18 protein-coding genes are annotated in these 17,712 nt (G+C 67.0%); 8 read left to right on the plus strand and 10 right to left on the minus strand.

Going from position 1 to position 17,712, the window contains the following annotated elements; genetic code table 11:
* Position 1: 1 nt before the first annotated feature.
* Entirely contained in the window at positions 2-2,320 is a 2,319-nt protein-coding gene (gene rnr / locus O5K31_RS08980; protein WP_269716954.1) for a ribonuclease R, read from the minus strand.
* 96 nt (positions 2,321-2,416) lie between these two features.
* On the opposite strand from rnr, the gene O5K31_RS08985 reads away from it, so the two are divergent.
* On the plus strand, positions 2,417-2,887 hold the full coding sequence (locus tag O5K31_RS08985; RefSeq protein ID WP_269716955.1) for a hypothetical protein: 471 nt from the start codon (positions 2,417-2,419) through the stop codon (positions 2,885-2,887).
* On the opposite strand, the gene O5K31_RS08990 is transcribed toward O5K31_RS08985, so the two are convergent.
* From O5K31_RS08990 to O5K31_RS09005, 4 genes are all read right to left on the minus strand, one after another.
* Positions 2,884-3,267: a DUF1801 domain-containing protein gene (locus O5K31_RS08990; protein WP_269716956.1), complete on the minus strand. Its 384-nt coding sequence runs from the start codon at positions 3,265-3,267 to the stop codon at positions 2,884-2,886. The genes O5K31_RS08985 and O5K31_RS08990 overlap by 4 nt on opposite strands.
* Positions 3,258-4,511 carry an RNA polymerase sigma factor gene (locus O5K31_RS08995; RefSeq protein ID WP_269716957.1) on the minus strand — a complete coding sequence of 418 codons (1,254 nt, stop codon included), beginning with the start codon at positions 4,509-4,511 and terminating at the stop codon, positions 3,258-3,260. The genes O5K31_RS08990 and O5K31_RS08995 overlap by 10 nt, the downstream gene beginning before the upstream one ends.
* Positions 4,508-4,885 (minus strand): YciI family protein, encoded by a 378-nt coding sequence (locus O5K31_RS09000; RefSeq protein WP_269716958.1) that lies wholly within the window; start codon positions 4,883-4,885, stop codon positions 4,508-4,510. The genes O5K31_RS08995 and O5K31_RS09000 overlap by 4 nt, the downstream gene beginning before the upstream one ends.
* Before the next feature lie 74 nt (positions 4,886-4,959).
* Entirely contained in the window at positions 4,960-5,418 is a 459-nt protein-coding gene (locus tag O5K31_RS09005; protein ID WP_269716959.1) for a GNAT family N-acetyltransferase, read from the minus strand.
* A 42-nt stretch (positions 5,419-5,460) separates the two neighbouring features.
* Between O5K31_RS09005 and O5K31_RS09010 the strand changes: the two genes are divergently transcribed.
* Both O5K31_RS09010 and mfd read left to right on the plus strand, forming a co-directional pair.
* Positions 5,461-5,832 (plus strand): FAD assembly factor SdhE, encoded by a 372-nt coding sequence (locus O5K31_RS09010; protein ID WP_332367280.1) that lies wholly within the window; start codon positions 5,461-5,463, stop codon positions 5,830-5,832.
* Between the two features lie 13 nt (positions 5,833-5,845).
* Positions 5,846-9,316 carry a transcription-repair coupling factor gene (mfd, locus tag O5K31_RS09015; RefSeq protein ID WP_269716960.1) on the plus strand — a complete coding sequence of 1,157 codons (3,471 nt, stop codon included), beginning with the start codon at positions 5,846-5,848 and terminating at the stop codon, positions 9,314-9,316.
* Here the strand turns inward: mfd and O5K31_RS09020 are convergent.
* The 3 genes from O5K31_RS09020 to O5K31_RS09030 are packed head-to-tail and all read right to left on the minus strand — an operon-like array spanning position 9,313 to position 11,794.
* Entirely contained in the window at positions 9,313-9,828 is a 516-nt protein-coding gene (locus tag O5K31_RS09020) for a CcdC protein domain-containing protein (protein ID WP_269716961.1), read from the minus strand. The genes mfd and O5K31_RS09020 overlap by 4 nt on opposite strands.
* Positions 9,825-10,463: a DsbA family oxidoreductase gene (locus O5K31_RS09025; RefSeq protein WP_269716962.1), complete on the minus strand. Its 639-nt coding sequence runs from the start codon at positions 10,461-10,463 to the stop codon at positions 9,825-9,827. Before O5K31_RS09025 ends, O5K31_RS09020 begins: the two co-directional genes overlap by 4 nt.
* A gap of 11 nt (positions 10,464-10,474) precedes the next feature.
* Positions 10,475-11,794, minus strand: coding sequence for a diguanylate cyclase domain-containing protein (locus O5K31_RS09030; RefSeq protein WP_269716963.1), 1,320 nt, complete (start codon positions 11,792-11,794; stop codon positions 10,475-10,477).
* 122 nt (positions 11,795-11,916) lie between these two features.
* Between O5K31_RS09030 and O5K31_RS09035 the strand changes: the two genes are divergently transcribed.
* Entirely contained in the window at positions 11,917-12,681 is a 765-nt protein-coding gene (locus tag O5K31_RS09035) for an SDR family oxidoreductase (RefSeq protein ID WP_269716964.1), read from the plus strand.
* Positions 12,682-12,723: 42 nt separating this feature from the next.
* On the opposite strand, the gene O5K31_RS09040 is transcribed toward O5K31_RS09035, so the two are convergent.
* Complete coding sequence (locus O5K31_RS09040; RefSeq protein WP_269716965.1) at positions 12,724-13,689, minus strand: SDR family NAD(P)-dependent oxidoreductase; 966 nt, start codon at positions 13,687-13,689, stop codon at positions 12,724-12,726.
* Positions 13,690-13,820: 131 nt separating this feature from the next.
* Here O5K31_RS09040 and O5K31_RS09045 point away from each other — a divergent pair, with 131 nt between their 5' ends.
* The 3 genes from O5K31_RS09045 to O5K31_RS09055 all read left to right on the plus strand — a co-directional run bounded on the left by O5K31_RS09045 (position 13,821) and on the right by O5K31_RS09055 (position 16,567).
* Positions 13,821-14,378, plus strand: a complete 558-nt coding sequence (locus O5K31_RS09045) for a TetR/AcrR family transcriptional regulator (protein WP_269716966.1) — start codon at positions 13,821-13,823, stop codon at positions 14,376-14,378.
* A 67-nt stretch (positions 14,379-14,445) separates the two neighbouring features.
* Complete coding sequence (locus O5K31_RS09050; RefSeq protein ID WP_269716967.1) at positions 14,446-15,573, plus strand: CaiB/BaiF CoA transferase family protein; 1,128 nt, start codon at positions 14,446-14,448, stop codon at positions 15,571-15,573.
* Positions 15,574-15,622: 49 nt separating this feature from the next.
* The gene (locus O5K31_RS09055) at positions 15,623-16,567 is read left to right on the plus strand and encodes a YihY/virulence factor BrkB family protein (protein ID WP_269716968.1); all 945 of its coding nucleotides are present in this window, start codon (positions 15,623-15,625) and stop codon (positions 16,565-16,567) included.
* On the opposite strand, the gene O5K31_RS09060 is transcribed toward O5K31_RS09055, so the two are convergent.
* Positions 16,539-16,769, minus strand: a complete 231-nt coding sequence (locus O5K31_RS09060) for a sulfurtransferase TusA family protein (protein ID WP_269716969.1) — start codon at positions 16,767-16,769, stop codon at positions 16,539-16,541. The two genes, O5K31_RS09055 and O5K31_RS09060, sit on opposite strands and share 29 nt — an antisense overlap.
* A 75-nt stretch (positions 16,770-16,844) precedes the next feature.
* On the opposite strand from O5K31_RS09060, the gene ku reads away from it, so the two are divergent.
* Positions 16,845-17,705, plus strand: coding sequence for a non-homologous end joining protein Ku (gene ku, locus O5K31_RS09065; RefSeq protein ID WP_269716970.1), 861 nt, complete (start codon positions 16,845-16,847; stop codon positions 17,703-17,705).
* The last annotated feature ends 7 nt before the right edge of the window (positions 17,706-17,712 follow it).

Consider the following 17,712-nt stretch of genomic DNA (forward strand, 5'->3'; position numbering starts at 1 on the left):
GCTACCGCTTGCGCGCGCCCTTCTTCTTGGGCGCGCCCTTGTCCTTGCGATTGCCCTTGCCGGCGTTCTTGCCCAGGCGCACGCCGGGGGGCGGTCCGCCGCGCTTGCGCACCCCCAGGCGTGGCGCGGGCGCGTTCTTGTCGGCCGGCATGGGCTCGCTGAGCATCTCGAACACCAGGCCGCCGGTGACGGGCGTGGCCTCGATCAGCTTGATGTCCACCATCATCCCCAGGGGCCAGCGGCGGCCGGTGCGCTCGCCCACCAGGGCGTGCATGCGATCGTCGTGGACGAAGTACTCGTTGCCCAGGGTCGAGACGGGCACCAGGCCGTCCGCCCCGGTCTCGGCCAGACGGATGAACAGGCCAAAGCGGGTGACCCCGGTGATGCGGCCCGCGAACTCGGCGCCGACGTGGTCCTGCAGGAAGGCGGCGACGTAGCGGTCGGTGGCGTCCCGCTCGGCGGCCATGGCGCGGCGCTCCGAATGGGTGATGTGCTCGGCCGTGTCGCGTAGCTGGCTGATGTCCTGGTCGGTCAGGCCGTCGGTCCCCAGGCCCAGGGCGCGGATCAGGCCCCGGTGGACGATCAGGTCGGCGTAGCGGCGGATCGGGCTGGTGAAGTGGGCGTAACGGTCCAGGTTCAGGCCGAAGTGGCCGATATTGTCGGTGGAATAGTGGGCCTGCATCTGGGTGCGCAGGACGACCTCGTTGACGATATCGCTGTGCGGACCGTCGCGAGTCTCGTCGAGCAGCGCGTTGAAGCGGTCGGTGCGCGGCGCCTCGCCCTTGTTCCAGTTGATGCCCAGGGTGCCGAGAAAGTCGGCAAGGCTGAACACCTTCTCCTGGCTGGGGGTGTCGTGAACACGGTAGATCAGGGGCGTCTTCTTGCCCTCTAGCGTCTCGGCGGCCGAGACGTTGGCCTGGATCATCATCTCCTCGATAAGTTGGTGTGCTTCGAGGGAGACGCGGCGGGCGATGGAGACGACCTCGCCCTCCGGGCTGATGGCGATCTTGCGTTCTTCGCTCTGAATTTTCAGCGGGCTGCGAGCTTCGCGGCCCTTGAGCATCAGGCGGTAGGCGGTCCAGAGCGGCTTGAGGATCGGATCGAGCAGCGGGCCGGCCTTGTCGTCGGGATTGCCGTCGATGGCGTTCTGAGCCTGCTCGTAGGACAGCTTGGCGGCCGAGCGCATCAGACCGCGTACAAAGCGGTGGCTGATCTTGCGACCCGTGCGATCAAAGACCATCCGCACAGCCAGGGTGGCGCGGTTCTCATTCTCGCGCAGGGAGCACAGTCCGTTGGACAGGCGCTCGGGCAGCATGGGCTCGACGCGGTCGGGGAAATAGACGCTGTTGCCCTTCTCGCGGGCCTCGCGGTCCAGGGCGGTGCCGGCGCGGACATAGGCGGCGACGTCGGCGATGGCGACCCAGACCACCCAGCCGCCGGCGTTCTTCTCTTCCGGATCGGGGTGAGCATAGACAGCGTCATCGTGGTCGCGGGCGTCCACGGGGTCGATGGTGACAAAAGGCAGGTCGCGCAGGTCTTCGCGCCCGGCCAGGGTCGGGGCGTCGGCGGCTTCCGCCTCGGCCTCGGCCTGCTCGGAAAAGCCGGTGCGGATGCCGTGCGAGTGGATGGCGATCAGGCTCGCGGCCTTGGGATCGTCCTCGCGCCCGACGACTTCCAGAATCTTGCCCTGCTTGGGGCCGTAGCGGCTTGAGGACTGGCCGATGGCGGCGAGGACGAGATCGCCGTCCTTCAGGTCGCCGGCCTCGCTCTCGGGAATCAGCAGGCTTTCCTTGATCTTGCGGTCCACGGGCTCGACGCGGGTCTCGCGGCGGTGCTTGCGGATAACGCCGAGCAGGCGGTGGGCGCTCTGGCCCAGGCGCTTGATCATCCGCGCCTCGGTCTCGCCGTTCTCCAGCTTTTCGAAACGGACCAGCAGCCGGTCGCCCAGGCCGGGGGCGCCGGCGGCGGCCTCATTCCTGTCGGGCGCCAGGCGGATCAGGTCGGCGTCCTCGGCCCGCATGAGCTGGACGTAGAGGTCGCCGTCGGGATCGCGTTCGGCCACCTCGACCACGCCGACCTCGGGCAGGGCGCCGCGCTCGGCGAAGCCCTTGCGGCCGCGCTTGCCAAGGGCGCCCTCGGCGTTGAGCGATTTGAGCATATCGCGCAGGGCCCGGCGGTCCGCGCCTTTCAGTCCGAAGGCGCGGGCGATGTCGGCCTTGTCGGCTTCTCCCGCCTCGCGCAGGAACTTCAGCAGGGTCTCGCGGTCGGGAAGGCCCTGGGGCGGACGGACGGTTCTATTGACGGGCGGACGTTTGGCCATGAGTCCGTGTTTAACGCGCATCGGGCGAGATTGTCCCGCTTGTCAGAGCGTCGTGGGGCTTGCAAAGCTTTGGGCTCAAGGATGGAGGCGATTTGCGTGACTCAGGACTATGGCGTTCAAAAACCCCGCAAGAAGCCGCCGCTCTTGTGGCTGGTCGGGATCGGGCTGGTGGTTCTGATCCCGGCGTCGTTCGTCCCAAAGTGGCTCGAACAGCGCAACGCCAACGTCGCTCAGGCGCAGGAGTGGACGGTTCCGGGTGAGCCTTGCGCTGTGGTCGACAAGGTCGCTTACGACACCGCCAAGCTGCCCAAGCCCAAGATCACCGAATACGAGGGCGTGCGGATTGAACGCCGCCTAGGCCATATGGAATGCGTCATGCTGCATGCCGACGGCGGCCGGGCGAGCAAGACCTATCCGGTCTGCCGTTTCACCAGCCCCTACATGTTGGGCGTGACGGTGGACGGCGCGTCGACCTACTTCGCGCCTCCGGCCGGCAAGTCGGCGCAGATCGCGGTGGAGAACGGTCAGCCGACCTGCCAGGTGATCGGCAAGCTGAAGTTCTTCTAGTCGGCGGTCGCCAGCATCCAGGCGCGGGAGATGGCGACGATAGAGGATAGCTGCGCGGCCACGGTCGCAGAGTCCTTGAGTTCGATCATGCCGCGATCCTTGGCGAGCCAGGTGATCAGGCCGGTGGGGTCCTCGAAAGTGAAGGCTCCGTCGCGGGGCCGGGCGCCCCGATGCAGGATGAGTTGAAGCCAACCCTTTGGGTGCAGGCGGAAGGTCACTCGATCCTCGCCCTTCCAAGTGAAGCTGGGTGCGTTCCACTTCACCCCGGCGGCGATGTCGGCGTCTGACGAGAGCAGGGCGACGAGGATGGTCTCCACCTCGGCCCTCATCGGGTGGTTGAGGGCCGACATGTAGCCTTCGAGTTCTCGCGTCATCCGCATGGGGCGCCGCTTTCCTTCAAGATCCTGTCCAGGTGCGTTCGAATGTGCGCCGCCTCCGCCGGGGAGCCCGCCAGGGCGATGGCGTGATCGAAGGCGGTGCGCGCCTCGCCCTGCCGGCCGAGCTGCAGCAGCAGACCGCCGCGTAGACCGTGGAAGTGGAAGTAGTTGGCCAGACGGTCGGCCAGGGGCTCGATCATCGTCAGGGCGGCCTCCGGTCCCGCCACCTTCGCCACGGCGACGGCGCGGTTGAGGGTGATCACCGGGGACGGCTGCATATGCTCCAGCGCCGAATAGAGGCGTTCGATCTGTGGCCAGTCGGTCTCGTCCGGCGTCGCGGCACGGGCATGCAGGGCGGCGATGGCGGCCTGAATCTGATAGGCGCCGGGGCGTTGATGGCGAATGGCCTTATCAACCAGGGCCAGACCCTCGGCGATCATCTTGCGGTTCCACAGGCTGCGGTCCTGGTCGTCGAGCAGCACGATCTCGCCCGTGGCGTCGAAGCGGGCGGCGCTGCGTGCGTGCTGCAGCAGGAGCAGGGCGGTAAGCCCCATGATCTCCGGCTCGGTCTTGAACAGGCGCAGCAGCAGACGCGACAGGCGGATGGCTTCGTCCGCCAGGCCAGCGCGGGCCGGGTCGGCGGCTCCAGAATAACCTTCGTTGAAGACGAGGTAGAGCATGGCGGCCACGGCCTCGAACCGCTCGGCGCGCTCGATGGGGCCTGGGGTCTCAAAGGAGGCGTCGCCGGCTCCGATGCGGGCCTTGGCGCGGGTGATCCGCTGTTCCATGGCCGCCTCGCTGACCAGGAAGGCGCGGGCGATCTGCTTGACCGTCAGGCCCGAGACGATGCGCAGTGCCAGGGCGATCTGCTGGGTGGCCGGCAGGTCGGGGTGGCAGCAGATGAAGAGCAGACGAAGGACGTCGTCGCGGTACTGGTCGGCGTCGATGCCCTCGGCCACGCCGTCCTCGACATCGTCGAGATCGGAGATGACGGCCTCGTCGGGCAGGGCGGTCAGGCGAGCCTGCTTGCGCACCACGTCAACGCCACTGTTGCGGCCGACAAGGATCAGCCAGGCCGCCGCGTCGCGGGGCGGGCCGTTCCTGGGCCAGCTCTTGAGGGCGCGCAGGCAGGCTTCCTGGAAAGCCTCCTCCGCGGCGTCCAAATCTCGGAAGTAGCGCAGCAGGGCGCCGACGGCCTGGGGGCGGGCCGCGGTGATCGCCGCCTCGATCCAGTCCAGATCGGTCATTGCTCGGGAGCGCCTCTGGCGAAGAACACGCCCACGGGCCGGATCTCGTAGGAGCCGACGCCGGGATTGGCGATGGCCAACTCCTTGGCGATCTCGATGACCTCGTCCAGCGTGTCGCAATTGACGACATAGAAGCCCAAGAACTGCTCCTTGGTCTCCGCGAAGGGGCCGTCGATGACCATGGGCTCGCCGGCGGTCTTGCGCAGGGTGGTGGCGGAGGTGGTCGGCAGAAGCCGCGCCACGGGGCCAAGCTTGCCCTGCTTTGACAACCTGTCCTGCACGACCATGAGGCGCGCCATGACGGCGTCGTCTTCCTCCTTGGTCCAGGCGCCGACGACGTCTTCCTGATTGTAGCAAAGGATCGCGTATTGCATGGCGGGTCTCGTCCTCATCATTGCCTAAGGACGTGGGACTATGCCCGCAGCCGACATCCTGTGGCGGATTTTTCTCAGGTCAGTTCGAGCTGCAGGAACTGATTGAAGTCGCTGGCCTCATAGCCCCCGAACGCCGGCCCGTTTTCGAACCCGCGGCGTCGGTAGAGGGCCAGCGCCGCGTCGAAGCCGGGTCCGCTGCCGGTCTCCAGGCTAAGGCGTGACAGGCCGCGTGTCCTAGCCGTGGTGATGACGTGCTCCAGAAGCGCGGCGGCCACGCCCTGACGCAGAAAGTCGGGGTGGGTGCGCATGGACTTCAACTCCCCGCTGCCGTCGCCGAGCATTCTGAGCGCCGCCATGCCCGCCACACGTCCGCCTGAGCGGGCGGTCCAGAACGTGACGTTCGGCGCTTTCAGTCGCGAGACATCCAAGGCGTGGACGTGACAGGCGGGCGAATGTTCGTGCATGCCGGCGAGGTGGAGCGCCAGGAGCTCAAGCGTGCCGGCGTCTTCGAGATCGTCTTCGACAATGTCCATTCAAGGCCCCTCCATCAGCGGAGAGCTAGAACGGACTCGGCGATGATCCAAGCCCGCGGAAGCGTGCTGGCGAAAAGGCATCGAAGCCGCTGGCCTATTGAGCGGCGCGCGCCTATATCCGCCCTGCCCATGGACGACGTGCGACTTAAGAAGATCAGGTTTCGGGCCTGGCATCGGGGCTTTCGTGAAGCGGACCTCATTTTGGGGCCGTTCGCGGACAACCATGTCCACCTCCTCACGTTAGAGCAACTCGATCGGCTCGAGGCGCTCATGGAGGAGAACGATCACGACATCTACGGCTGGATCATCGGACGCTTCGAGACCCCGCCGGCCTTCGATCACGACGTGATGGACATGCTCAAGACCTTCCGCTTCGAGGCCTTCGCGGCCCGGGGCGAGGGGCAGGGCGCCTAACTCAAGGACTTTCATGGCTTACGACGCCAAACGCATCGCCAAGGACGATGGGCGCCTCGACCTTGCCGGGGCGCCTGAGGGTTTCGACGCCCTGGTGATGGCCGACATCGCGCGGGCGCGCGGCGGGCTTTCGATGTTCATCGCCCGTGACGGCGCGCGCGCCGGGGCGTTCATCGACGCGCTGAAGTTCTTCGCGCCGGAGATCGAGACGGCGCTGTTCCCGTCGTGGGACTGCCTGCCCTATGATCGTATCGGCCCGACCTCGGGCGTGTCGGCCCAGCGCATGGCGACCCTGGCGCGGCTGGCGCGCGGGTTCGACGAAAAGAAGCCATCGATCCTGGTGGTCGCAGCGCCCGCGGCGCTGCAGCGCGTACCTGACAAGACGGTGGTTGGTCGGGCCGGCTATTTCGCGCGCGTGGGCAACAGCGTCGATGTGGCCGATCTGGAGCGATATTTCGCCACCAATGGCTATGTGCGCGCGTCCACGGTTTCGGATCGGGGCGAGTTCGCCATCCGCGGCGGCGTGATCGACGTGTTCCCGCCGGCGGCCGAGGAGCCGGTTCGCCTGGACCTGTTCGGCGACACGCTGGAAAGCATCCGCGCCTTCGATCCGGAGACGCAGCGTTCCACCAAGCAGCTGAAAGAGATCGATCTGCTGCCCGTCAGCGAGGCGCTGCTGGACGCCGATTCCATCAGCCGCTTCCGAAAAGGCTACGTCGAGCGCTTCGGCGCGCCGGGCGATGACGCCCTGTACGCCGCCGTGAGCGAAGGTTCGCGCCGCGCGGGTCTCGAGCACTGGCTGCCGCTGCTTTACGAGAAGATGGCCACCATCTTCGACTATCTGCCGCCTAACACCCTGATCGGCGTGGACCACCTGGCGTCCGAGGCGCGCGACGAGCGTCTGTCCATGATCGAGGACGCCTATCAAAGCCGCGCAGCCGCGGACCGCAAGGGCGCCTATCGCCCGATCGAACCCAAGGCGTTGTACCTGGACGCCACCGAGTGGGAGCAGCGGGTAGGGCATCGACCCAACCGGCGGTTCACCCCGTTCCTGTCCGAGGGCGAGCAGGTGGTGGATATGGGCGCCAAGCTCGGCCGCACCTTCGCCGCCGAACGCCAGACCGACAGCGGCAATCTGTTCGAGGCGGTGGCCGATTACGCCAACCGCCAGATCGCGGCGGGCAAGCGGGTGCTGTTCGCCAGCTGGACCGAGGGCTCGTCCGAACGCCTGGGCTCCATGCTGGGCGACCATGGCCTGAAGAAGATCAACTTCGCGCCGTACTGGCAGGCGGCCAAGGCGGCCGATCCGAAGACGCCGCTTCGGGTCGTGCTGCCGCTCGACGCGGGGTTCGAGACCGAGAGTCTGGCGGTCATCGCCGAGACCGACATCCTGGGCGACCGACTGGCGCGCCCAAGGAAGAAGCGCCGCGCCGCCAACTTCCTGGCTGAGGCCAGCGCTCTTACGCAGGGCGATCTGGTGGTTCATATCGATCACGGCATCGGACGCTATGAGGGCCTGAAGACCCTGGAGGTTCAGGAGGCGCCGCACGACTGCCTGGAGCTGCACTATGCCGGTGACGCCAAGCTGTACCTGCCAGTGGAGAACATCGACCTGCTGACGCGCTATGGCGCGGACGGCGAGGACGCGGTCCTGGACAAGCTGGGCGGCGCCGCATGGCAGTCGCGCAAGGCGCGGGCCAAGGAGCGCCTGCGCGAGATGGCCGAGGGCCTGATCGCCATCGCCGCGGCGCGGTCGGTCAAGGCGGTCGAGGAAACCGATCCGCCGGCGGGCATCTTCGACGAGTTCTGCGCGCGGTTCCCCTATGAGGAGACCGACGACCAGCTGAACGCCATCGCCGACGTCCTGGGCGATCTGTCTTCGGGCAAGCCGATGGATCGCCTGATCTGTGGCGATGTGGGTTTCGGTAAGACCGAGGTTGCGCTGCGCGCGGCCTTCGTCGTGGCCATGAGCGGCAAGCAGGTGGCGATCGTCTGCCCGACGACCCTGCTGGCGCGGCAGCATTACAAGACCTTCTCAGAGCGCTTCCAGGGCTGGCCGATCAAGGTGCGCCGCCTGTCGCGCCTGGTCCCCGCCAAGGAAGCCAGCGAAACCCGCGACGGCCTGGCCAACGGCGAGTTCGAGATCGTGGTCGGCACCCATGCAGTGCTGTCCAAGCAGGTATCGTTCAAGGACCTGGGCATGGTCGTGGTGGACGAGGAGCAGCACTTCGGGGTTAAGCACAAGGAGAAGCTCAAGGAGCTTCGCGCCGACGTGCATATGCTGACCCTGACGGCGACGCCGATCCCCCGCACCCTGCAGATGGCGCTGTCGGGCATCCGTGAGATGTCGATCATCGCCACCCCGCCGGTCGATCGCCTGGCGGTGCGCACCTACATCAGCCCGTTCGATCAGGTGACGATCCGCGAGGCCCTGCTGCGCGAAAAGTACCGCGGCGGCCAGGCCTACTACGTGGTGCCCCGCCTGAAGGACCTGACGGATATCGAGAAGTTCCTGCGCGAGCAGGTTCCCGAGATCAAGGTGGTCACCGGCCACGGCCAGATGGCGCCGACCCAGCTCGAAGAGGTGATGACCGCCTTCTACGACGGTCAGTACGATGTTCTGCTGTCGACCACGATCGTGGAGAGCGGCCTGGACATCCCAAGCGCCAACACCCTGATCGTGCATAGGGCGGACATGTTCGGCCTGGCGCAGCTGTACCAGATCCGCGGACGGGTCGGCCGGTCCAAGGCGAGAGCCTATGCCTACCTCACCACGCCGGTGGAGAAGCAGCTTACCCTGTCGGCCGAGAAGCGGCTGAAGGTGCTGCAGTCGCTCGACAGCCTGGGCGCCGGCTTCCAGCTGGCCAGCCACGACCTGGACCAGCGCGGCGGCGGCAACCTGCTGGGCGACGAGCAGAGCGGCCACATCAAGGAGATCGGGGTCGAGCTCTACCAGCAGATGCTGGAGGACGCGGTGGCCGAACTGCGCGAGCGAGCGGGCAAGGACGTGGGCCTGTTCGCCGATCGTGGCTGGTCGCCGATCATCAACGCCGGCGCGGCGGTGATGATTCCGGACGACTATGTGCCGGACCTGAACGTGCGGCTGTCGCTCTATCGCCGTCTGTCGGAAGCCGAGAAGGCGCAGGACCGCGAAGCTCTGGCCGCCGAACTGATCGACCGCTTCGGCCCGCTGCCGCCAGAAGCCGACAGCCTGCTGAAGGTGGTCGGCATCAAGGGGCTGTGCCGCGAGGCCAACGTCGCCAAGATCGACGTGGGTCCCAAGGGGGCGGTGGCCACCTTCCGCAACGACGAGTTCGCCAATCCGATGGGATTGATCCAGTTCGTCGGCAAGAACGGGGCGGCGTGGAAGGTGCGACCTGATCACAAGGTGGTGGTGAAGGGCGAATGGGACACGCCCAAGGACCGGCTTAACGCCGCCGAGCGCATCCTGACCGAACTGGCGAAGCTGGCGAAGACCGCTTAGGCGGCGGTCTTGGCCTGGGTCAGAAGGCGCAGGGCACGGGTCGCCATCTCGATCCGCGCCATGACCACCAGGCCGACCGCGAACACGATGAAGCCGTCGGTGATGAGGGCGGCGCGCACGTGCCAGACGGCGGACTCCGCTTCGAGGATCGGGCGCAGGGCGGCGCGGAACAGCACCAGACCCACGAACAGGAAGATGGCCGCGGGCGTGGCCCTCATCTTCAGCGAATAGGTCTGGTCGCACAGGATGATGTCCACCATCCGCCCCCGACGCCAGCCGACGGCTCCGCCGAGCGCGAAGATTGCGCCGAGCCAGATCCACTCCAAGCCCTGGGGCGGAAAACGCCACAGCAGCAGGCCGGCCAGGACGGACATGGCCAGGGGCAGGACCCAGATCATGCGCAGACGCATCGGGCGGTGTGTCTTCATGCGGTGCAGGCGGATCATCACCACGACGGCGGCGATCGGCACGGCCACATAGGGCCAGTAGTGAGCGGCCTGTTCGATGGTCACGCCGCCAGCTCCACGGCCTTGTCGATCGCGCGGGCCAGATTCTCGGCGCTTTCGGCTCCGACCACGGCGACGCGACCGCCGAAGATCGTGAAGGGCACGCCAGTGACGCCGCCACGGACGGCCATCTGGTGCTCGTGGGCGACCGCTTCGCGGTCGACGCCCTCGGACAGCAGCTTGAGGACGACCAACCGCTCCATGCCGGCACTCTCAGCGATGTCGGCCAGGACGACGGGATCGCCGATGTCGCGGCCTTGCGTGAAATAGGCGGCCATCAGTCCCTCGACCACGGCGTCTTGAACGCCGGCGCCGCCAGCCCAGCGGATCAGCCGCTGGGCGCCGTTGGTGTTGGGCGACTTATCAATGGCGTCGAAGTTCAGGGTGACGCCGCATTCGGCGGCCTGGCGGACCAGTTCGTCATGGACGGCCTGCAGCCGCGACTTGTCGGGGAACTTGGCCGCCATGTAGGCGCGGCGATCGACGCCTTCCTCGGGCAGGCTCGGGTCCAGCTGATAGGGACGCCAGGTGACCACGGCCTCGACATCCGGACGCAAGGCGAGCGCTTGGTGCAGGCGCTTCCAGCCCAGATAGCACCAGGGACAAACCACGTCGGCGATGAAATCGATGGCGAGGGGCATGGGAGCGCCTCCTAGCTGGCCACGGAGCGAAGGGCCAGAGCCGCGGCGCGTTCGAGCGCCCGGGCCGCACCCTCCTGACCTTCGATCTGGGCGACGCCGATATCGAAGTCGCAGACGAAGGGCTTGCGGCCATCGCCGGCGTCGAAGGCCGTGCAGCTGATCACGGCGGCGATCCGTTCGGCCGCCGCGCGAGCCTGGGCCTGGGAAGTGGCGGGCAGGGAGAGGGCAAAGACTTCGGGCGCCAGGCGGGCGGCGGTGTCCTCCGCGCGCACCAGGCGGCCGATCATCGAGCCGATCTGCGGCACGGCGCGATCAACCCAGCCCCCGGCGCGGATGGCGGCCAACTCGGGCTTTTCGGCGATCTTGAGGACGGCGACGGACAGGGGGCGGCCACGACCGACGGCGGCGGCGGCCTGACGCGCCAGATGGGCGGCGAACAGGTCGCGAGTGAAGAGGCCGGTGGCGGCGTCCATGAGGCCAGAGCTGCGGGCCTTGTCGAGGGCGCCGCGAACGGCCTCGCCATAGCGATGGGCGCGGGCCAGCTCGATCATCCGCCGCGCGGTCTCTTCTTCGCCCGTGCCGTGAACGGCCACGTCCGAAACGCCCTTGTGGAAGGCCTCGGCCGGCATGACCTCCGCCCCCTCGCCCAGGTAGAGCAAGGCGGGAATGTGGAACAGGCGGGTGTTGCGGCGCAGGCCCGAGGCGATGGACAGCGCCTCCTGGCGATTGTCGCCAGCCCACAGGATCACGGCGTCGAAGGCGCGCTCATGCAGGTAGTCGAAGGCGGTGTAGGCGGTGAAGGCGCCGGTGATTTCGACCCCCGAGGCCTTGAGGGTGTTGGACAGGGCCAGGAACTGCGGGGCGGGCTCGCCCACGGCGAGAATGCGATAGGGCTGAGCCGACGGCTCGACGGCGGTGAAACGCTTGCCGCGTTCGGCGAAGGTTTCGCGGCGGAGCTCGAATTCCTCCTCCGCGATGGCCGTGCGGACCAGGGATTCAATGCGCAGCATGGCCTGGGCCGGGTGGACCGGGTGGCCGAGAACAAGATCGAAACGGTGTTGTTCCTCGCCCGGAGGGATCGATCCCAGGGCGATGACCGGCAGGCGTCGCGGGGCCGCAGCGGCCTTGAAGCGCGCGGCCAAGTGAGCCAGGTCGTCACCGCTGTCGAGATCGATGATCGCCGCCTCGATGGGCATGTCCTCGATGACGGCCAGAGCGGAGTCGCCGGCGCGCGCCGTGACGGTGCGCCAGCCCAGGCGGTCAAGCCCTTCGGCCAGGGGACCGGCCTGCGCGTCGTCACGCGCGATGATCAGAAGACGAGGCTGCGACAAGACCCGAACCAACTTTGCAATACCGGCCCGAGGACGAAACCATCGCCTTCCGGATTCGGAATGGGGACAGTATCAGAAGCGTGAGCCCGCGACAGAAGGGCATTGAGCAGGGATGAGCGGGAATGCAAGGGATTCTGACGGGCGGCGTGGCTGTCGTGACAGGGGCTTCGAGCGGGCTGGGGCGGCGGTTCGCCCATGTCCTGGCGGATGCGGGCGCGGCTGTGGCGCTTCTGGCCCGCCGGACCGACCTGCTCGACGCCGAGGCTGACGCGATCATCGGTCGCGGCGGCCGGGCGGTCGCCTTGCCCCTGGATGTGACCGACGCCGCGGCCATCGGGCCAGCGCTGGATGCGGTGCAGGAGCGCCTGGGGCCGATCTCGATCATGATCAACAACGCCGGCGTAGGCGGGGAGGGGCGCTCGCTAGACATCACGCCCGACGAATTCGACGCGGCCTTCGCCGTGAATGTGCGGGGCCTGTTCTTCGGCGCGCGCGAAGCGGCTAAGCGGATGATCGAGAGCGGTCGGGCCCAGGCGGGCGACGCGCGTATTATCAACATCGCCTCCATCGCCGCCCAGAAGGTGCTGCCGGGTCTGACGACCTATTGTGGCACCAAGGCCGCCGCCGCGCACATGACCAAGGGGATGGCCCTGGAATGGGCTCGCCACGGGATCGCCGTGAACGCGATCTGTCCGGGCTATATCGAGACCGAGATCAATTCGGCCTGGTTCCAGAGCGAGGGCGGAAAGAAGCAGATTCAGGGCCTGCCCCGCCGCAGGCTAGGCCAGGAAAGCGATCTGGACGCGGCGCTGCTGATGCTGGCAGGGCCGGGCGCGCGCGGCATGACTGGCTCGCTGATCACCGTGGACGACGGCCAGTCGCTGTAGGAGGGACGCCCGCCCGCGCCGGAGCGCAGGCGGGCGTCCTGATCAGAAGCGTTCCTGAATCAGTTCTTCGCTGAGGGCCCACAGCGCCTTGGCGTTGTCGGCGTCGACCGCATAGGGGCGCACGCCGCCGCTCATCATGTCCGCTTCGCCGGTCACGATCGCGGCGACATGGCAATCCTCGCAGTAGCGGCCTCCGATCTCGTCGGCCGAGGCGGTGACCGCGGCCCAGACGGACGTGGCCGCGCCCTGGGGAATGGTCTTGAACTCGAAGGCCGGCGCGCCCTCGGCCCGGCTGGCGTTGATCTGCTCGACCAGTTGTTCGATGTCGCCGTCGCTCATGTGACGGGACAGCTCGGTCTGGATGCCGCCGGGGTGAACCGCCGCGGCGCGAACGCCACGATCACGGTGGCGACGGTCGAACTCAACCGCGAACAGGGCGTTGGCCGTCTTGGAGCGGCCATAGGCGCCGAAGGGCGTGTACCCAGTCGTCTCGAAGTTGGGATCGTCCAGGTTGACGTCCGCGAAGCGGTGGCCGGCTGACGACAGGACGATCACCCGCGAGCCGGCCTTCAGCAGCGATGCGATGCGGTTGACCAGTACGAAGTGGCCCAGGTGGTTGGTGCCGAACTGGGTTTCGAAGCCGTCGGCCGTGTGGCCGAACGGGGTGGCCATGACCCCGGCGTTGGCGATGATAACGTCGAACGGTTTGCCAGCGGCCAGAAGCGCATCGGCGCAGGCGCGCACGGAGGTGAGGTCGGCGAGATCCAGCTGGATCAGCTCAAGCGCGCCGCCATTGGCCGCGTCGGCTCGCACGACTTTGGTCGCCCGCTCGGCCTTTTCCAGATCGCGGGCTGCGCCGACGACCTGCGCGCCGTGGGCGGCCAAGGCCCGAGCGGTTTCGACGCCTAGACCGGCTGAAACGCCCGTCACCAGCACGCGCCTACCGCTGAGATCGGCGCCTTTCAGGACGTCGTCGGTCGTGGAGGTGGCTCCGTAAGATGCGGTCATGACATATCTCCTTGGGAAGTGAATCGTTGTGAGCGCCGCATCCGTTGGTTAGAAACGGAGGTGGTCTCCACTTATATTCGGAGGGCGCCTCCGTTTTTCAAGGAGCGACCGTGGACGCGGAGAGAGAAAAAGTGCGGAAGCCGCGGGCGGACAGTCTGCGCAACCGTGTCCACCTGCTGGAAATCGCCAAGGCGGCCTTTACTCAGGTTGGCGCGGATGTGCCGCTGGAGGAGATCGCCCGGCGGGCGTCCGTGGGCATCGGGACGCTCTACCGACACTTTCCGACCCGCGACGCCTTGCTGGCCGCCGTCTACCAGCGGGAGGTTGAGCAACTGGCGCAGTCAGCCGACACGCTTCTGGCTTCGCGGCGCGCGGGCGAGGCGCTGGAGGCGTGGCTGCACTTGCTCGTGGACTATATGGCCACCAAGCGGGTGATCGTGCCGGCTCTGCAGGCGTCCGTGGGCGAAGGAACGCCAGTTTACGCGGCGACCGGCGCGACAATCACCGACGCTATGGGCAGGCTGGTGCAGGCGGCCATCGCGGCGGGTGACATCCGGTCGGACGTCGGGATCGATGACGTCTACCGCGCGATGATCGGCGTGAGCTACGGATACGAACAGCCAGGCTGGGAACCGGGCGCCCGCCGCCTGATCAGCATCCTGATGGCGGGTCTCAAGTCGCAGGCCTAGGCGCAGTTTCCGGCTTGCCTGCCCATACGTCAGCGGTTTCACCATTCGGGAAAGCAGGGAGATCGTCATGGCTCAGGGGCCGCTTTCGGGGCTGAAGGTGCTGGAGTTCGCGGGCATCGGGCCGGGGCCGTTCTGCGGCATGCTGTTGTCCGATCTCGGGGCTGACGTGGTCCGCATTGATCGCAAAGGATCGGGGCGATCCTCCCCTGCCGACATTACGGCGCGGGGGCGCCGGTCGATCGCCTTGGATCTGAAGAAGCCGCAGGCGGTCGAGGCCTGCTTGAAGCTGGTCGAGCGGTCCGAAGCCTTGTTCGAGGGCTTTCGCCCAGGGGTGATGGAGCGATTGGGGCTTGGCCCTGAGGTGGCGCTCGCCCGCAATCCCAAGCTCGTCTATGGGCGGATGACCGGCTGGGGCCAGACGGGGCCATATGCGGCGGCGGCTGGCCACGACATGAACTACATCGCCATCAGCGGGGCTCTGCACGCGATCGGGACCGAGGATAAGCCGGTGCCGCCTTTGAACCTTGTCGGCGATTTCGGGGGCGGGGCGCTGTACCTCGCATTCGGTCTGCTGGCGGGCGTGATCCATGCGCGCGAAACGGGGCGGGGGCAGGTGATCGACTGCGCCATGAGCGACGGCGCGGCGTCGCTCATGTCAATGTTCTACGGATTCAAGGCCATGGGCCTGCAGCGTGAACAGCGCCGGGCCAACATGCTCGACGGTGGGGCTCACTTCTACGACACCTATCAATGCAGCGACGGCAAGTGGGTGTCGATCGGTTCAATAGAACCTCAATTTTACGCCCTAATGCTTGAAAAGACAGGAATAACTGATCCGCACTTCCAGCAACAGATGAGCCGTGAGGAATGGCCGGCCTTGCGCGAGAAGCTGGCCGCGGTGATCGCGACCAAGACCCAGGGCGAGTGGACAGCGCTAATGGGGGGCACGGACGTGTGTTTCGCCCCAATCCTTGATCTGGACGAGGCGCCCAGGCATCCGCACAACGCCGCCCGCCGGACCTTCGTCGAGCTTGGCGGGGTCACTCAACCGGCGCCCGCGCCCCGCTTTTCGGTGACGCCAGGCGCTGTTCAGGGCCCGCCGCCCAAGATCGGAGCTGATAACGACGCCGCCCTTGGCGACTGGGGCTTCAGCGACGACGAAATCGAGGCCCTGAAGAGCGCCGAGGCGCTTTAAGGCCGCCAGCAAGGTTGCGCTGCGGAAGGCGCGCGGGCAGTTTCCGGCCATGCGCGGGCGCAACCTCCTCAACCGATTCCGCGGCCTCGACCCGCTCTACTGGACGCGGGAAGTGTTGCTGGTGCTTGGCCGTGCGCTGAGCCGCATGTGGGGGCGCGACGTGATGCTTTACGTCGGCGGGGTGTCGTTCTTCGCCATGCTGGCGGTATTTCCGGCCCTGTCGCTGCTGGTGGGCGTCTACACCTTCCTCCTAACGCCGGAAGCGGCGGCCCAGCAGGCCGACAGCTTCGCCTATCTGCTGCCGCCGGGGGCGCAGGACCTGTTCCGTAGCGAGCTGACGCGCCTGGCCCATGCGCCGGTGGAGGCGACCTCTACCCAAAGCGTGATCGCCCTGATCATCGGTGGCTATGCGGCGCACCGCGGGTTCAAGGCCATGCTGGCGGGCCTGGCCTTCATTCATGACGAGGAGGATCCCCGGGGGTTCTTCCGCTTCAATCTTCTGGCGCTGCTGGTCTTGCTGGCGGCCATCGCGATGATGACCGTTCTGTCGGGCGTGTTTCTAACCTTCCGCGTGGTGGGGGCGACGCTGGACTGGACGCCGCTGGAGGGCGTGACCTGGATCTATAGCGAATGGACCTGGGTCAGCGTCGGCCTGACCTTTGGCATGAGCATGATCTACCGCTACGCCATGTCGGCCAATCGCGTCGGATGGCGCGCGGCGATCACCGGCGGAGCGGCGGCGGCGGCGATGTTCGTGGGCGCATCCTGGGCCAGCGCCTTCTATGTCGATCAGATCGCGCACCTGGGCGCGATGTACGGCTCGCTGGCGGCGATCATCGTGGCGCTGATCTGGCTCAGCTGGAACGTCAACGCCATCTTCTTCGGCGGGGCCTTGGCGACCGAGGTGGAGATCGCTCTGGGAGACGCTCCGCGCCGCCTGCTGCGGCGGCTAGAGACCGAAGAGCTCAAGACGGCTTCACCACCAGAAAGCTGAGGGCGCCCGCCGCTTCGCCGGACTCCAGAATCTCGAAACCCGCCTGTTTGGCGAAGTGCGGCACGTCGATCCTGGCCATGGGGTCGTCGGCCAGCAGCCGCACTCGCGCGCCGTCCGGCGCTTGCTCCAGGGCCTTGCGCAGACGCAAGGTGGGGACTGGGCAATGATGGCCGCGAGCGTCGACCAGAACCTCGTCGCTCATGATCAAGTCTCCGCAACCAGAACCTTAGCCGGGCCGCCGCGTTGATTCGCTCGGTTCTCGAAGTGAGGTTCGATCATGGCTGCGCGTCCGACCTGGCAGGGGCACCTGCGCCTGTCGCTGGTGACCTGTCCTGTGGCTCTCTACACCGCAACCGCGGCGGCGGGCGACGTTCACTTCAACCTGCTGCACAAGGACACCCACAATCGTATCCGCATGATCCCGACGGACCCTGAACTAGGACCCGTGGAGCGGCGCGATCTGGTGAAGGGCTACCAGTACGAGAAGGATCGCTACATCGTCATCACCCAGGACGAGATCGACAGCGTGCGGCTGGAGAGCACCCGCACCATCGACATCGAGCGTTTCGTCGACGAAGACGAAATCGACCGTCTCTATTGGGACAGCCCTTATTTCCTGGTGCCGGACGGAAAGCTGGCCATCGACGCCTACAGCGTGATCCGCGACGCCATGAAGAAGACCGGCCGCATCGCCCTAGGGCGGGTCGTCATGCACACTCGCGAGCGGATCATGGCCATCGAGGCGCGCGACAAGGGCCTGCTCGCCTACACGATCCGCAGCCACGACGAGGTGCGCGACGCCGCTGACTTCTTTGACGATATCCCGGCGCACAAGGCTGACCCCGGCATGGTGGCGATCGCCGAGAAGATCATCGAGCAGAAGGATGGCGACTTTGATCCGTCGGAATTTAACGACCGCTATGAGGACGCCCTGCGCAAGCTGATCGCCCAGAAAGAGAAGGGAGCGGGTCGCAAGGTCAAGGTCGAGGAGCCCGACGACACCAACGTGGTCGATCTGATGGAGGCGCTGAAGAAGAGCCTCGGGGCCAAGGGCGGAGCGTCCACGGCGAGGAAGCCCGCCGCCAAAAAGGCCGCGCCGAAGAAGAAGGCCGCGGCGCCCCGCAAGAAGGCGTCCTAGTTGCGCG

It is taken from the genome of Caulobacter sp. NIBR2454, from assembly GCF_027474405.1.
GTDB lineage: Bacteria > Pseudomonadota > Alphaproteobacteria > Caulobacterales > Caulobacteraceae > Caulobacter.

Coding starts and splice junctions, on each gene's coding strand:
- O5K31_RS09040 (WP_269716965.1), bottom strand. CDS start 13,689: ATGACCGCATCTTACGGAGCCACCTCCACGACCGACGACGTCCTGAAA.
- O5K31_RS08990 (WP_269716956.1), bottom strand. CDS start 3,267: ATGCGGATGACGCGAGAACTCGAAGGCTACATGTCGGCCCTCAACCAC.
- O5K31_RS09035 (WP_269716964.1), top strand. CDS start 11,917: ATGCAAGGGATTCTGACGGGCGGCGTGGCTGTCGTGACAGGGGCTTCG.
- rnr (WP_269716954.1), bottom strand. CDS start 2,320: ATGGCCAAACGTCCGCCCGTCAATAGAACCGTCCGTCCGCCCCAGGGC.
- ku (WP_269716970.1), top strand. CDS start 16,845: ATGGCTGCGCGTCCGACCTGGCAGGGGCACCTGCGCCTGTCGCTGGTG.
- O5K31_RS09060 (WP_269716969.1), bottom strand. CDS start 16,769: ATGAGCGACGAGGTTCTGGTCGACGCTCGCGGCCATCATTGCCCAGTC.
- O5K31_RS09000 (WP_269716958.1), bottom strand. CDS start 4,885: ATGCAATACGCGATCCTTTGCTACAATCAGGAAGACGTCGTCGGCGCC.
- mfd (WP_269716960.1), top strand. CDS start 5,846: ATGGCTTACGACGCCAAACGCATCGCCAAGGACGATGGGCGCCTCGAC.
- O5K31_RS08995 (WP_269716957.1), bottom strand. CDS start 4,511: ATGACCGATCTGGACTGGATCGAGGCGGCGATCACCGCGGCCCGCCCC.
- O5K31_RS09055 (WP_269716968.1), top strand. CDS start 15,623: ATGCGCGGGCGCAACCTCCTCAACCGATTCCGCGGCCTCGACCCGCTC.
- O5K31_RS09005 (WP_269716959.1), bottom strand. CDS start 5,418: ATGGACATTGTCGAAGACGATCTCGAAGACGCCGGCACGCTTGAGCTC.
- O5K31_RS09050 (WP_269716967.1), top strand. CDS start 14,446: ATGGCTCAGGGGCCGCTTTCGGGGCTGAAGGTGCTGGAGTTCGCGGGC.
- O5K31_RS09025 (WP_269716962.1), bottom strand. CDS start 10,463: ATGCCCCTCGCCATCGATTTCATCGCCGACGTGGTTTGTCCCTGGTGC.
- O5K31_RS09010 (WP_332367280.1), top strand. CDS start 5,461: ATGATCCAAGCCCGCGGAAGCGTGCTGGCGAAAAGGCATCGAAGCCGC.